A 14,454-nucleotide genomic window follows, 5' to 3' on the forward strand; every position below is an offset into this window, starting at 1 on the left:
TTTGCCTGCCATCTGGCGGGCGGCAACACCTCAGTGACGGCATCCAGGCCATGACCCACGATTACAAGAACACGATCAACCTGCCGCAGACGGCGTTTCCCATGCGCGGCGATTTGCCGAAGCGCGAGCCGGGCTGGCTGGCGGAGTGGGCACGGGTCGATCGCTACGCGCAGATCCAGCAGAAGACCGCGCATCGCGACAGCGTGTTCGTGCTGCACGACGGCCCGCCGTACGCGAACGGCCCGATCCACATCGGCCACGCGGTCAACAAGATCCTCAAGGACATCGTGGTCAAGTCCAAGCTGCTGGCCGGCCAGCGCGCGCCGTACGTGCCGGGCTGGGACTGCCACGGGCTGCCGATCGAGATCGCGGTGGAGAAGAAGTTCGGCAAGCCGGGCGACAAGCTCGACGCCGCCGCGTTCCGGCAGCAGTGCCGCGAGTACGCGACCGAGCAGGTCGACGCGCAGCGCGCCGATTTCAAGCGGCTCGGCGTGCTCGGCGACTGGGACCACCCGTATCGCTCGATGGATTTCCGCTTCGAGGCCGACATGCTGCGCGCGCTGGCGCGCATCGTCTCCAACGGCCACGTGGTGCGCGGCGCCAAGCCGGTGTACTGGTGCTTCGACTGCGCCTCGGCGCTGGCCGAAGCGGAGATCGAATACGGCGACAAGGTCTCGCCGGCGGTCGACGTGGCGTACGACGCGGTCGATCCGAACGCGCTGGTGGCGGCGTTCGGCGTGGAGGCCGGCGACGCCATCGCCGCCATCCCGATCTGGACCACCACGCCGTGGACCCTGCCGGAAAGCCAGGCGGTATCGCTTGGTGCCGATCTGGAATACGCGCTGATCGAAGGTCCGTCGCGCGGCGGCCGGAGCGTGTTGTTGGTAGTCGCCAGCGCGCTGGTCGACAAGGCGGCGCAGCGTTACGGGCTGGAGCAGGCGGCCGTGCTGGGCCATGTCGAAGGCAAGGCTCTGGAAGGCTTGAAGCTGCGCCACCCGTTCTACCCGCGCGAAGTGCCGGTGATCCTCGGCGAGCACGTCAGCGCCGAGGACGGTACCGGCGCGGTGCACACCTCGCCCGACCACGGCGTCGAGGATTTCGTGGTGGCGCGCGAGTACGGCATCGGCCTGCTCAACTACATCGAGCCGCGCGGCACCTATCGCATCGACACGCCCGTTGCCGATGGCCTCGGTCTGGGCGGCATGCACATCTGGAAGGCGAACGACGCCATCGTCGACCTGCTGCGCCAGCGCGGCGTGCTGCTGGCGTTCGCGAAGATCGAGCACAGCTACCCGAACTGCTGGCGGCACAAGACGCCGGTGATCTACCGCACCACGCCGCAGTGGTTTATCTCGATGGAGCAGGCGCAGCTGCGCGAGACCGCGCTGACCTCGATCAAGAACGTGCGCTGGGTGCCGGGCTGGGGTGAGGAACGCATCGCCGGCATGGTCGCCGGGCGTCCGGACTGGTGCATCTCGCGCCAGCGCACCTGGGGCGTGCCGATCGCGCTGTTCGTGCACAAGGCCACGCAGGAGCCGCACCCGGATTCCGTCGCTCTGCTGGAGCAGGTTGCGCAGAAGGTGGCGCAGGGCGGCATCGACGCCTGGTTCACGCTGGATGCAGCCGAGCTGCTCGGCGCCGACGCGAACGACTACGAGAAAGTCACCGACGTGCTCGACGTCTGGTTCGATTCGGGCGTGACGCACTACGCGGTGATCGGCCAGCGCCCGGAACTGCAGCAGGGCACGGCGTCGCACTACAAGGTGATGTACCTGGAAGGCTCCGACCAGCATCGCGGCTGGTTCCAGTCCTCGCTGCTGACCTCGTCGGCGATCCACGGCCGCGCGCCCTACGACGAAGTGCTCACGCACGGTTTCGCGGTGGACGCGAACGGCCGCAAGATGTCCAAGTCGCTGGGCAACGTGGTGGCGCCGCAGAAGGTGATGGACACGCTGGGTGCCGACGTGCTGCGCCTGTGGGTGGCCTCGGCCGACTACCGCAACGAGATGACCGTCTCCGACGAGATCCTCAAGCGCGTCTCCGACACCTACCGGCGCATCCGCAATACCGCGAAGTTCCTGCTCGGCAACCTCGACGGCTTCGATCCGGCCAGGCACCTGTTGCCGGTGCAAGGCAGCGTGCTGCTCGACCAGTGGGCCGTGCAGCAGGCGTACGACGTGCAGCAGGCGGTCACCGCTGCGTACGAGCGCTACGACTATCCCGAAGTGGTGGCGCGCATCCAGAACTTCTGCACCAACGAGCTGGGCGCGCTGTACCTGGACATCACCAAGGACCGGCTCTACACCATGCCGACCGACAGCCGCGGCCGGCGCAGCGCGCAGAGCGCGATGTACCGCATCGTTGAGGCGCTGGTGCGCTGGTTGGCACCGATCCTCAGCTTCACCGCCGAGGAAATCTGGCAGGCGCTGCCGGGCGAGCGCGGCGACAGCGTGCTGTTCGAGACTTGGTACGACGGCCTCGCCGCCACCCAGAACTCGCCGGAGCAGCGCCGCTGGTGGGCCGACCTGCTGGCGATCCGCGACACCGGCGCGCGCGTGCTCGAAGGCATGCGCAAGGCCGAGCGGATCGGCGCGGCGCTGGAGGCGAAGCTGGCGATCCACGCCGACGAGGCCACGGTGGCGCGCTACGCCCCCGCGGCCAGTGAACTGCGGTTCTTCTTCATCACCTCCGAGGTGCGTCTCGATCTGGCCGGCGGCCAACCGGCCGACGCGGTGCTGACCGAGCTGGAGGGCGCCGACGCTTGGGTCTCGGCCACGGTCAGCGGCGCAGCCAAGTGCGTGCGCTGCTGGCATCGGCGCGACGACGTGGGCAGCCACGCCGGGCACCCCGAGCTGTGCGGGCGCTGCGTCGGCAATGTCGAGGGACCCGGCGAGGATCGCCGCTGGTTCTGACCTTGACGTAACTCCCTCCCCTGCAAAGCAGGGGAGGGCCGGGGAGGGGTAGGTTCTTGATCTGATCTCCCAAGGTCAAAAGCGAACCCCCTCCCAACCTCCCCCTGCGTTGCAGGGGGAGGAGCCGAAGATCGCCCCATCACCGAGTCCCCGCGCCCCATGACCCCGAAACCCAACGCACTCCCCTGGCTCTGGCTGTCCGCCGCCGTCATCGTGCTCGACCAGCTCAGCAAGTGGTGGGCGCTGCATGCGCTGCAGCCGGTGGGTGTGCCGCATCCGGTGATCCCGGGTTTCCTGAACTGGACGCTGGCGTTCAATACCGGCGCCGCGTTCAGCTTCCTCGCCGACGGCGCCGGCTGGCAGCGCTGGTTCTTCGTGCTGCTGGCGGTGGCGATCAGCGCCGTGCTGGTGGGTTGGCTGCGGCGCACGCCGCGGCGCGACTGGCGCACCGCGCTGCCGCTGGCGCTGATCGTGGGCGGCGCGGTCGGCAACCTGATCGACCGCCTGCACGCGGCCCAGGTCACCGACTTCATCCACGTGTATTTCCGCCAGTGGAGCTACCCGGTGTTCAACCTCGCCGATTGCGGCATCACGGTGGGCGCGGTGATGCTGATTGCGTTCGGCCTGTTCGCCGGCAAGCCCGGGAACGGCGTGCGATAATCTTCATTCTTGACGTGGGATCCCGCTGGCGGGCGATGCTCCTGAATTGAAAAGCATCGCCCGCCAGCGGGATCCTGCGGGATTTCGTATCGAGGTCGTCTTGGACATCCTGCTCGCCAACCCCCGCGGCTTCTGCGCCGGCGTCGATCGCGCCATCGCCATCGTCGAGCGCGCGCTGGAGTCCTACGGGGCGCCGATCTACGTGCGGCATGAGGTGGTGCACAACCGCTACGTGGTCGACAAGCTGCGCGCGGACGGTGCGGTGTTCGTCGAGGAGCTGCAGGAGGTGCCCGACGGCGCCACCGTGATCTTCAGCGCCCATGGCGTGTCGCAGGCGGTACGCGAGGAAGCCGGGCAGCGGCACCTGAAAGTGTTCGACGCCACCTGTCCGCTGGTCACCAAGGTGCACATGGAAGTGGCGCGGTTGGGCCGCATCGGCCGCAGCGTGGTGCTGGTCGGCCACGCCGGGCATCCCGAGGTCGAGGGCACCATGGGCCAGTGGAATCCGGCCCATGCCGGCGAGATATGGCTGGTGGAGTCGGTGGAGGACGTCGCCGCGCTCGCGCCGAAATTTCCGCATGCGCTGTCCTACGTCACCCAGACCACGCTGTCGGTGGACGACACCAAGGCGATCATCGCAGCGCTGCGCGCGAAGTTCCCCGACATCGAGGGGCCGCGCAAGGACGACATCTGCTATGCCACGCAGAACCGCCAGGACGCCGTGCGCCGATTGGCCGGCGCGGTCGACCTGATGCTGGTGGTCGGCTCGGTCAACAGCTCCAATTCCAACCGCCTGCGCGAGCTGGCCGCGAAGCAGGGCGTGCGCGCGTTCCTGATCGATGGTGCCGAGCACATCCAGCGCGACTGGCTCGACGGCGTCAAGCGCATCGGCCTCACTGCCGGCGCCTCGGCGCCGGAAAAACTGGTGCGCGACGTGATCGCCCGGCTGCAGTCGTGGGGAGCCGGCGACGTGCGAGAGCTGGACGGCGAACCGGAAAACATCACCTTCGCCCTGCCGAAGGAACTGCGCGTGGTCGGCGGCAACGGCTCAACCAGCTTCTGACTCCCCCGCGTCGAATCCGTAGGGGCGCACCCTGTGTGCGATGTCCTTCGTCGCGTGAGGGGAAGGCTGTCGCGCACAAGACGCGCTCCAGCCCGAAGCGCGATGCGGCGTCCTGCGCAGCAAAAAGCCCCGGAAAGCGTGGCTTTCCGGGGCTTTTTGCTGCTGCGTCAACTGGTGCCGGAGATAGGAATCGAACCTACGACCCCATCATTACGAATGACGTGCTCTACCAACTGAGCTACTCCGGCGGAGAACCGCGAATTCTACGGGCCGCACCGCAGCGGCGCAAGCGATGACGACGGCATTTGCAGCGCGGGGTGGCCGTGAGACGATGGGTCCGGCCTTGCGTCCGGCGGCTGGGGGATGGCCGCCGCACCAGGGTGATCAGACGGGTTCAGGTTTTCCGACGCGCGGCCGATAACGAGACGACGGCGTGGGCCGTGCGGACAGGGAAAGTTTGAATCGACTTTCTTGGGGGCGTGTTGTCCGGACTATTTCGTGGTTTGCCAGGTTTGCCGGGTTTGCTGATGTTGCTGCTGGCGGCGACGCCGTGCGCGTTTGCGGCGCCGCCGCCGGCGCACGACGCGGCGGCGTTCGATCTGCTCGTCCGGCAGCTGGACAACGGCGATATCCCGCTGAACAGCCAGGCCGCGGCCAGGCAGGCCCTCGACCGCCTGGGCGCGCTGCTGCCGCCCGGCGATGCCTACCGGCAGCGTCGCTACGACTACCTGTACTGCTTCCTGGCGTTCGACAACGACGTCAAGGGCGGCTACGCCTATGCGGGCCGCGGCACCGAGCAGGCGCAGCAGGCGGGCGACCTGGAGGCGGAGTCCAACTTCCGGATTTGCCGCGGCCTCTACCAGAGCAAGCTCACCACGGAGCGCGACGCGCTGCCGGATTACGAAGCCGGCATCCGGCTCGCACGGCGCCTGGAAAACCCGCGCCTGATCGCCGACGCGCTGACCTGGCGCGGCAGCGCCCAGTCGCTGCTGGGCGAGCAGGCGAAGGCGCTGTTCGATTTCCTGGAGGCGCAGCGCCTCTACGAAACCGTGGGCAACACGACCGCGGCACAGTCCAATCTCATCAGCATCGCCACCATCTATCGGCGGCTGGGCGAGTACGACAAGGCCGGCGAGTACCTGCGGCAGTCGATGCAGTCTGCGCAGCGCAAGGGAGACAAGCAGGAGCAGATGGTGGTTGACATGCAGCTGGGGTTCCTGGCGACCGAGCGGGGCGACCCCGCGGGTGCCGTCGCCCCGCTGCAGCGAGCGTTGGCGCTGGCGCACGAAACCGGTTCGCGGCAAAGCGTGGGCTCTGCCCTGCTGGCGCTGGCGGAGAGCAGCAACGCCCGCGAGCGCTACGCCGAGGCCCTGCAGCAGGTCGAGGCCGCCGCGAAGGAGTTCCAGGCCGTCGCGGACCAGTCCAACGCCGGCATGCTGGCGCTGCAGTCGGCCAAGGCGCACGCCGGCCTGGGCCAGCACGAGCTGGCCGCGCGCGAGTTCGACCTTGCCGAGGCGAGTGTCAGGAACAGCCGCAACATGCGCTACCTGGCCGAGCTGTATGACGCACGCTCCAGGAACCAGGAGGCGCTGGGCAAGCCGGCGGCCGCGCTGGCCGACCTCAGGCTGAAAATGGAGGCCGACGCCGCGCTGGCGCGCATGGCCAAGACCCAGCTGACCACCCTGATGAGTTACCAGTTCGATACCGAGCGGCGCGAGCTGGAAAACCGCAAGCTCGCCGCCGACAAGGCGCTCAAGGAGCAGCAACTGGCCACGCTGGAACGCGTTCGCGGCTGGCAATGGCTGGCCATCCTGCTGGCCGGCCTGCTGCTGATGATGATGCTGTGGCTGGCGTGGCGGCAACTGCGCCAGAGCCGACGCCTGCATCGGCTGGCGCTCACCGATGCGCTCACCGGCATCTCCAATCGGCGGCATATCGAACACACGCTGCACGAGGCCGTCGAGCATGCCCGCCGCGGCCACCAGGAACTGGCCGTGATCATGCTCGACATCGATCACTTCAAGCGCGTCAACGACAGCCATGGCCATCCGGCCGGCGACCAGGCGCTGGAGCAACTCGTGCACGCCTGCCTGGGTGCGCTGCGCCAGCACGACCGGCTCGGCCGGTTGGGCGGCGAGGAGTTCCTGGTGGTGCTGCCGAATACCGACCTGGAGGGCGGCCTGCAGGTGGCCGAGCGTCTGCGCGCTTGCGTGGCCGCCGCGCGACCGCTGGTCAATGGCGTCGAGCTGCAGCTCTCGATCAGTCTCGGCGTGGCGCAGCTGCGGCCTGCCGAGTCGGGTGCGGCCTCCCTGGTGCGCCGCGCCGACGCCGCGCTGTACCACGCCAAGGACAACGGCAGGAACCGGGTCGAAGCGGCGCCCTAGCGATCCGGACGTCGCCGTGCGCCGATCGCCGTCGCCGGCCTCGGCACGTGATCCCGATCACCTTTCCTCCGCCACCCGCCGCCGCTCATCGGCCAATTCCTACCGCCCGTCGGCTGGGAGCTGGCCGGGGCGGGGTGGATGGGTACAGTGAGTGCAGGGGCATCAGGGAGAATTCCATGCAAGTCATGTCGCGTCAGCGAGGCGTCTCGCTGATCCGGACGCGCAGGCCGGAACATGCCGGCGGCCGTCCATCGGGGTGCGGGTCGGCGCGGGCGCGCGAGTGCGGCTTCACCCTGGTCGAGCTGCTGATCACCATGGCCGTGGCGCTGGTGCTGATCATGATCGCGGTGCCGAGCTTCAAGAACATCACGCTTTCCAACAAGCTCGATACCGCCGCCAACGACATCGTCAACGCGATCCACGTGGCGCGGATGGAAGCGGTCAAGCGCAATGCGAACACCCAGCTGTGCAGCAACTCGGCCAGCGCCAACGGCGCCGGCACGCTGGGCGGCGCCTGCAGCACCCAGAGCGGGGCGGTCTATGCCATCGCCGGTGGCGGCGGGGCCAGCCAAGTGCTGGCCGGCACGGTCGGCATCAGCGGCGCCGTGCAGCTGAAGGGCGACGTGACGGCGATCCGCTTCGGCGGGCAGGGGCTGGGGCAGAAAGTCGGCACCCCGGGTTCCTACTCCGGCACGGTGGCCGACATCTGCACCAGCCAGAGCCAGATGAGCAAGGACAACCATCGCGTGATCACCATGACGACCGGTTCCATCCTCGTGACCACCACCAGCTCGGGAGCCTGCCCATGATCCGCCGCTCCGTTCCAGCCACGCCGCGCATCGCGGCACAGTCCGGCGTGGGCCTGATCGAGGTGCTTATCGCCGTGCTGGTGCTGTCCATTGCCTTCCTGGGTATCGCCGCGCTGCAGGCAGTGTCGCTTTCCACCAACAACAGCGCGATGGCGCGCAGCATGGCCACGGTCGCCAGCTACTCGATCCTCGATGCCATGCGTGCCGACATCGTCAATGCCAAGGCCGGCAAGTACAACGGCACGGTCGCGGCAGCCACGGCGGCTGTTCCTGCCAGCGGCTCCACGGTGGCTGTCCCGGCCAATCCCGCGGCTTGCCCGTCAGCGGGAACGGCTCTGGCGGCCTACCAGCTCAGTCGGTGGTGCGGCCAGCTCAGCACGAATCTGGGTGCGACGACCAACACCACGGGCACGATCAATTGCACGGGCGCTGGCGAATGCACCGTCACCATTGTCTTCGATGACAGTCGGGCGGGGGCGGGTGGCAGCAGCTCCCAGAAAGTCATCACCAAGGCCATGCTATGAGCAAGCGCTTCCTTATTCGTCGTGGTGCAGGTCGAGGTAAAGTCTGGTCGGCGCTGCCTTCGGCAGGCTTCACTCTGATCGAGCTGATGGTCGCCATGTTGCTGGGCCTGATCGTCATCGGCGGGGTGGTCAGCGTGTTCCTGGCCAACCAGCGCACCTACCGCACGAACCAGGCATTGGGCGACGTGCAGGACGGCTCGCGTCTCGCGTTCGAGTTGATGGCGCGTGACATTCGCGAAGCTGGCCTCACCGGATGCAACAACAACGGGCGCATGTCCAACGTGCTCAACAACAAGAGCACCGCATGGTGGGCGGACTGGGGCAATGCCGTGCACGGCTACGGCGCCGGTACGGCCACGGCGGATCCGGCCCTGACCGTGGGCACCGCCGCGACCAACCAGGTCAGCGGCACCGACTCGCTGCAGTTGCTCGGTGCCGCCGACTCGGGGCTGAGCGTGGCGGCCACGCCCAGTTCCACGGCTGCCAACTTCAAGCTCAACGACACCACGTCGGACATCGTGAAGGGCGACGTGATCATCGTGTGCGACCCCGACCATGCGGCCATCGTCCAAGTCACGAACTACAACAGCAGCAATGTCACGCTGGATCACAACAACGGCAGCAACCCCCTTCCCGGGAATTGCTCCAAGGGGCTGGGCTTCCCCACCACCTGCACCGCCAACGGTAACGGCTACACGTTCGGACCCAACTCGCAGATCTTCAAGCTGGGCGCGGTGGACTGGTACATCGGCTACAACCCGCTGGGCGGCAAATCGCTGTATCGCGTGAACGTGGTCACCACGGCCGGCACGCCCACGCCGACGACGCAAGAGATGGTGCGCGACGTCACCGGCATGGCCATCAGCTATCACCAGGCAGGTATCGCCAGCTTCGTCGATGCCAAGACGGTGGCGGCCAACTGGGGCGCTGTCGACGCCGTGCAGGTCCAACTCACGGTGGAAAGTGTGGACAAACGTGCCGGCACCGACACCAAACCCATCACACGCCAATTCACGGCCACCACCACCGTGCGCAACCGGGTGCAATGACATGAGCCGCATCGTCCCGACTTCTTGCCCTTTCCATCCAGCCTGCCGTCATCCGTCGCCGCGACGCGGAGAACAGCGCGGCGTGGCCTTGGTGGTGGCGCTGATCCTGCTGGTGGTGATCACCCTGGTGGGGCTGGCTGCGGTGCGCGGCACCATCATGCAGCAGAAGATGGCCGCGAACATGTACGACCGGCAGGTGGCGTTCCAGGGGGCTGAGGCAGCCATGCGCGCCGCGGCGGCCAGCATCCCCACCAGCCCGGGCGACGTCGCGCGCAACTGCCAGTCGGCCAGTGTGGTCTGCCTGGCCAACCCCTTCGATGATCCGTGGATTAAGGCCAATCCGGGCAGCATCAAGACCCTTTCGACCGCGCAATACACCGCGGGTTCGCTGGCCACCGGACAGCCGCAGTACGTGGTCGAGAACATGGGCAACTTCCAAGATCCCTCGGCCAGTACCGGCTTCAGCCAGAGCGCCAACTCGCACAACTACGGCGTCAACGGCGGCACCATCACCAACATCTACTACCGCGTGACGGCCCGCAGCGGCGATCCTGCGCAGGTGGGCGAGCGTGCGGTTGTCGTGCTGCAGGCCATGATCAAGCAGGGTTGAGTTTCCCGCCGTACCTCGACTTCACAAGGGCGCATGGGCTTTTCCATGCCGCACCATCGTAAAGAGCGGAACCGACATGAATAACACCTCCCGTTTGCACAGCAAGCCCGGCAGCTTTCTCGGCAGGCTGCTGACCACCGGCTTCTCACTCTGGCTGCTGGGCGTCGCGTTTTCGCCTGCGCTGGCCGCCACGCCGAGTCCGGCGGTGGACCAGTCGCCGCTGATCATCCAGAAGCCGCTGCCGCCGAACATCGTGCTGATGCTGGATGACTCGGGGTCGATGGCTTGGGATGTCATGCCGGATTGGAATTATTTGAGCAGTACCAGCGCGGACGCGCTGGTCAATTCCGACGTGAATGGGCTTTATTTCACCCCGACGGTCACCTATGTCCCTCCACTCAAGGCGGATGGCAGTTCATATCCAGACGCGGCCTTCGACAGTGCCTTGGTCGATGGTTTCAACTCCAGCAGCACGAAAGTGGATTTGAGTACCTACGATGGAAGCAGCGATGATAGCCGGAACGGGCAGATCCGCAGTGACATCGCATACTCGGTTGGTGCTGGCTCGGGTGGCTACGGCGCTTCGACATGCAGCAGTTACGACGGTACTTCTCAGCGTTATCCGGGATATTGCTATGCCAGTTATAATAACGGGTCAAGCGATTTTTCTTATAACGGCAATTATTACTATTATCGCTGCAGCAGCCATCAGGATAGGTATAACGCTGATGGAAAGTGCTACCCACATTCGTTTTTCACGTACACAAAGCGTGATTCGAGCGGCAACTACACGCGTTATTACGTAGCCAAGACTGTGGGCGATTGCGCTGCGGCATCGCTGGCAGCCACAGTGTGTGATGAGAGTGCGGTCACCCGGCAAAATGTCGCCAACTGGTTTTCGTACTACCACACGCGCATCCTGATGGCCAAGAGCGGTGTGATGAATGCATTCTCATCGGTCGATGCCACCTACCGGATCGGCTTCGGCTCGATTGATGGCGGTGGTAGCGGAAACAGCAATTACGGGAATCTGCCCGCATCCCGCTACAGCTACACCGATGCGTACAACGGTGGCACCAACTACATCGCGAAAGTTACGCCATTCGGCAACGGGTCGACATCAGGCGACCAGAAGAATGCTCTGTGGAGCTGGATCGGTGCAGCCAAGGCCTCAGGTGGCACTCCGCTGCGTCAGGCACTGGACGCCGTCGGCAAGTACTACAAGACAGCTCAGCCCTGGCAGACATTGACGAGTGGCACGACCGAAGAACTTGCCTGTCGCCAGTCCTACACCATCCTGACCACGGATGGCTTCTGGAACGACGACCCGCCATCCAGCGTCGGTAATGTGGACAACACCAAGGCCGGCCCGGTTACGGGTCCCAACAACCAGCCTTTCACCTACAATCCGGCGTTGCCTTACTCGGACAACCAGAGTGACACGCTGGCCGATGTGGCCATGAAATACTGGGTCAGCGACTTGCGTCCCACTGCGGTCAACGAAGTGCCCACCAGCAAGGAAGACCCGGCGTTCTGGCAGCACATGGTCACGTTCACGTTGGGCCTGGGTTTCGATCCGGTTTACGCGAGCGGTGGGGCGACGATCCCGGTGGACCAGGTCTTTGCCTGGGCCAACGGCGACAGCAGCCAGGCGATCAGCGGGTTCAGTTGGCCGACGCCGTCGAAGGACAACATCACCAACATCGCCGACCTGGCCCACGCCGCGGTCAACGGTCACGGCGGGTTTGCCTCGGCGAAGACGCCGGGTGCGTTCAGCGATGCATTGAAGAAGGCGCTGCAACGTGCCGCCGACCGCGTGGGTACCGGCGCCAGCCTCGCGGCCAACTCCACCCAGTTGAAGACGGGTGCGTTCGCCTATCAGGCCAATTACTACACCGGCAACTGGAAGGGCGACCTCAAGGCCATCGCGGTGGACCCGAACAACGGCACGCTGGCCCTGACGCCGACCTGGACGGCGGCCAGCAAGTTGCCCGCCGCCAGCGACCGGAAGATCTACACCTACAACCCGAGCGTGGCTCCGGTGGCAGCCGTGGCGTTCACCGATCCGGCCACCCTGTCCAGCGCGGAGCAGACGGCACTTGGCGCCGACACGACCGCGCAGCAGAATATGATCAACTATCTGCGCGGCGATGCCTCGCTGGAAAAACCGAAGACCGGTGGCATCTACCGTACGCGTGAAACCCCGCTGGGCGACATCGTCAACTCCCAGCCGGTCTACGTGGGGCAGCCCGAGGCGAACCAGTTCGTCGGCCAGGCATTCACCGGCAGCGACAGCTTCGGGTCTTACGCCGCCACCATCCGCCAAGGGCTGATTTTCGTGGCGGCCAATGACGGCATGCTGCACGCGTTCAACGCCGATACCGGCGCCGAGGTCTTTGCCTACCTGCCCGCCGCCGTCATCACCAGCGGCTTGTCCGGTCTGTCCAATCCCGACTACGGCTCCACTTCGGTACCGCACCAATTCTTCAACGACGGCGAGTTGACGGTGGCGGACGTGTATTTCGGCTCGGCCTGGCACACCGTGGCGGTAGGCACGACGGGTCGTGGTACGGCCAAGGCGATCTATGCGCTGGACGTGACCGACCCGACCAACATCACGCTGCTGTGGGAGCGCTCCGCCGGGGACGGCAAGACCAATGCCGATTCCATCGGCCAGATGACCGGCAAGCCGGTGATCGCGCAGACCAACGATGCAGGCACCGCCGACCCGACCGGCAACAGCAACTGGTCGGTGCTGGTCGGCAACGGCTACAACAGCAAGAACGGCACGGCGGCGCTGCTGCAGTTCGCCATCAAGGATGGCACCCTCAGCGTGCATGCCACCGATTCCGCCACCGCGAACGGCTTGGCCGCGCCGGCCGTGTGGATGGGCGATCTCTCCGTGGGCATCAGCACGGTGGCCTATGCCGGTGATGCGCAGGGGCGGGTGTGGTCGTTCGGCCTCAACACGGCCACGACCAGGGGGAATACGACCACCTACGCCGCCACGCCCACCAGTACCGGCAGCAAGCTTTACACTGCGATGGATGCAGCCACCGGCGGTACCGCGCAGCCGATCACCGGCGGCATGCTTGTCGGCAAGAACCCGCTCACCCAGGATTTGTGGGTGTTCTTCGGCACCGGCCAGTACCTGAGCTCGACCGATCTCACCAGTACGGCCACGCAGAGTTGGTACGGGTTGATCGTGAAGTCCGCCACCAGCGGGCTGGCCGTCGACGGCACCAAGAACCGCAGCAATCTCATGCAGCGTTCCATCATTGCGGAGACACCCGGGACGCCGGAGGTCCTGAACGCCGATGGCACGGTGAATACCGCGGCGATCGCGCCGGCGCGGGCGGTCACGGCGGCACCGAGCACGTCCGACATGGCCGGTAAGTCGGGCTGGTACATCGATCTGCTGTCGCCGACATCCAGCACTGATTCGACAACAGGCAATGTGACTTACACACCCAACCAGACTGCCCAGGGCGAACGAATCGTCACCCCGAACCAGTTTCAGGGCAATCAGCTGCTGGCCACGACACGGATTCCGCAGGCGACAGACCTGTGCAATCCATCCGGGCGCGGCTGGATCATGGCGGTGGATCCATTCACCGGCACCAATCCGAAATCGAGCTTCTTCGACCTCAATGGTGATGGTCTGATCAACCAGCCAGCCGACTACATCATGGTGAATGGTGTAGCGGTGGCGACCAGCGGCATGGGCTTCAATTCGCTGCCCAACAACCCGATCTTCATGGGCGGCAGCATGCTGGTGAGTTTCGACAACGGCAGCGCCACCAGCATCAAGACCTCCGGTACCTCCGGAACCCTGCAGCGTGTTTCCTGGCGCGAGCTGATCGCCCAGTAAAGGAATGAATGATGAAATCGCTCCCGTCAAATGAAGGCAGGCTGGTGTCCGTGGATGGGTGCCTGGTGCCGTCTGTCCGCAGTTCTCATGCAGTGCGCGAACATCGCCGCGACCAGCGCGCCGGCGGCTTCACCCTGATCGAGTTGATGATCGTGGTGGCGATCATCGCGATCCTGGCCGCGATCGCCTTGCCCGCGTACACCAGCTACATCACCAAGACCAAGCGCGTGGCCGCGGAAGGTTGCCTGTCGGAGCACGCCAACTACATGGAGCGCTACTACACCACCAACCTCAGCTACACGGGGGCGGCGTTGCCGGGACTGGACTGCGCCAGCCTCCAGCGCACCGGCGCCAACTACCAGTACGCGGTGGCGTCGGCATCGACGGCGGCGTACAGCGTCACGGCCACGCCGATCAACGCCCAGCTGACCCGCGACACCATGTGCGGCACGCTCTCGCTCAACCAGACGGGCACGCGCGGACCCAGCACGGCCGGCTGCTGGTAGGTCGTCACGTTTCGCCGATCCGGTGTCCTTGTTCTCGTAGGCAGGCGCCGGATAGGCAGGCGCCGG

The 14,454-nt window shown here is 66.0% G+C and carries 10 protein-coding genes and 1 tRNA gene; 10 read left to right on the forward strand and 1 reads right to left on the reverse strand.

Going from position 1 to position 14,454, the window contains the following annotated elements:
* Positions 1 to 50: 50 nt before the first annotated feature.
* The 3 genes from ileS to ispH all read left to right on the forward strand — a co-directional run bounded on the left by ileS (position 51) and on the right by ispH (position 4,635).
* Positions 51 to 2,912 (forward strand): isoleucine--tRNA ligase, encoded by a 2,862-nt coding sequence (gene ileS, locus RHOOR87_RS0108910; RefSeq protein WP_027484820.1) that lies wholly within the window; start codon positions 51 to 53, stop codon positions 2,910 to 2,912.
* 159 nt (positions 2,913 to 3,071) lie between these two features.
* Positions 3,072 to 3,572: a signal peptidase II gene (gene lspA, locus RHOOR87_RS0108915; RefSeq protein ID WP_027484821.1), complete on the forward strand. Its 501-nt coding sequence runs from the start codon at positions 3,072 to 3,074 to the stop codon at positions 3,570 to 3,572.
* Positions 3,573 to 3,672: 100 nt separating this feature from the next.
* Positions 3,673 to 4,635, forward strand: a complete 963-nt coding sequence (gene ispH / locus RHOOR87_RS0108920) for a 4-hydroxy-3-methylbut-2-enyl diphosphate reductase (protein WP_027484822.1) — start codon at positions 3,673 to 3,675, stop codon at positions 4,633 to 4,635.
* Between the two features lie 172 nt (positions 4,636 to 4,807).
* Here the strand turns inward: ispH and RHOOR87_RS0108925 are convergent.
* A tRNA-Thr gene (locus RHOOR87_RS0108925) sits at positions 4,808 to 4,883 on the reverse strand.
* A 279-nt stretch (positions 4,884 to 5,162) separates the two neighbouring features.
* Here RHOOR87_RS0108925 and RHOOR87_RS0108930 point away from each other — a divergent pair.
* The 7 genes from RHOOR87_RS0108930 (at position 5,163) to RHOOR87_RS0108960 (ending at position 14,388) form a co-directional block, all read left to right on the forward strand.
* The gene (locus tag RHOOR87_RS0108930; protein ID WP_027484823.1) at positions 5,163 to 7,019 is read left to right on the forward strand and encodes a GGDEF domain-containing protein; all 1,857 of its coding nucleotides are present in this window, start codon (positions 5,163 to 5,165) and stop codon (positions 7,017 to 7,019) included.
* 176 nt (positions 7,020 to 7,195) lie between these two features.
* A complete protein-coding gene (locus RHOOR87_RS0108935) occupies positions 7,196 to 7,828 on the forward strand; it encodes a GspH/FimT family pseudopilin (protein ID WP_007510642.1) in 633 nt (210 codons plus the stop codon).
* Positions 7,825 to 8,352: a type IV pilus modification protein PilV gene (pilV, locus tag RHOOR87_RS0108940; protein WP_007510645.1), complete on the forward strand. Its 528-nt coding sequence runs from the start codon at positions 7,825 to 7,827 to the stop codon at positions 8,350 to 8,352. Before RHOOR87_RS0108935 ends, pilV begins: the two co-directional genes overlap by 4 nt.
* Complete coding sequence (locus RHOOR87_RS0108945) at positions 8,349 to 9,401, forward strand: prepilin-type N-terminal cleavage/methylation domain-containing protein (protein ID WP_081660222.1); 1,053 nt, start codon at positions 8,349 to 8,351, stop codon at positions 9,399 to 9,401. Before pilV ends, RHOOR87_RS0108945 begins: the two co-directional genes overlap by 4 nt.
* 1 nt (position 9,402) lies before the next feature.
* Positions 9,403 to 10,011, forward strand: coding sequence for a PilX N-terminal domain-containing pilus assembly protein (locus tag RHOOR87_RS0108950; protein ID WP_231381748.1), 609 nt, complete (start codon positions 9,403 to 9,405; stop codon positions 10,009 to 10,011).
* A gap of 76 nt (positions 10,012 to 10,087) precedes the next feature.
* The gene (locus tag RHOOR87_RS0108955) at positions 10,088 to 13,882 is read left to right on the forward strand and encodes a PilC/PilY family type IV pilus protein (RefSeq protein ID WP_027484825.1); all 3,795 of its coding nucleotides are present in this window, start codon (positions 10,088 to 10,090) and stop codon (positions 13,880 to 13,882) included.
* Between the two features lie 92 nt (positions 13,883 to 13,974).
* A complete protein-coding gene (locus tag RHOOR87_RS0108960) occupies positions 13,975 to 14,388 on the forward strand; it encodes a type IV pilin protein (protein ID WP_027484826.1) in 414 nt (137 codons plus the stop codon).
* Positions 14,389 to 14,454 lie beyond the last annotated feature (66 nt).

This window comes from Rhodanobacter sp. OR87 (assembly GCF_000473345.1).
Lineage (GTDB): Bacteria > Pseudomonadota > Gammaproteobacteria > Xanthomonadales > Rhodanobacteraceae > Rhodanobacter > Rhodanobacter denitrificans.

Bases quoted from the DNA above. Each gene is read 5' to 3' on its own strand.
- ileS (WP_027484820.1), top strand. From the start codon at position 51: ATGACCCACGATTACAAGAACACGATCAACCTGCCGCAGACGGCGTTT.
- lspA (WP_027484821.1), top strand. From the start codon at position 3,072: ATGACCCCGAAACCCAACGCACTCCCCTGGCTCTGGCTGTCCGCCGCC.
- RHOOR87_RS0108930 (WP_027484823.1), top strand. From the start codon at position 5,163: ATGTTGCTGCTGGCGGCGACGCCGTGCGCGTTTGCGGCGCCGCCGCCG.
- RHOOR87_RS0108935 (WP_007510642.1), top strand. From the start codon at position 7,196: ATGCAAGTCATGTCGCGTCAGCGAGGCGTCTCGCTGATCCGGACGCGC.
- pilV (WP_007510645.1), top strand. From the start codon at position 7,825: ATGATCCGCCGCTCCGTTCCAGCCACGCCGCGCATCGCGGCACAGTCC.
- RHOOR87_RS0108945 (WP_081660222.1), top strand. From the start codon at position 8,349: ATGAGCAAGCGCTTCCTTATTCGTCGTGGTGCAGGTCGAGGTAAAGTC.
- RHOOR87_RS0108950 (WP_231381748.1), top strand. From the start codon at position 9,403: ATGAGCCGCATCGTCCCGACTTCTTGCCCTTTCCATCCAGCCTGCCGT.
- RHOOR87_RS0108955 (WP_027484825.1), top strand. From the start codon at position 10,088: ATGAATAACACCTCCCGTTTGCACAGCAAGCCCGGCAGCTTTCTCGGC.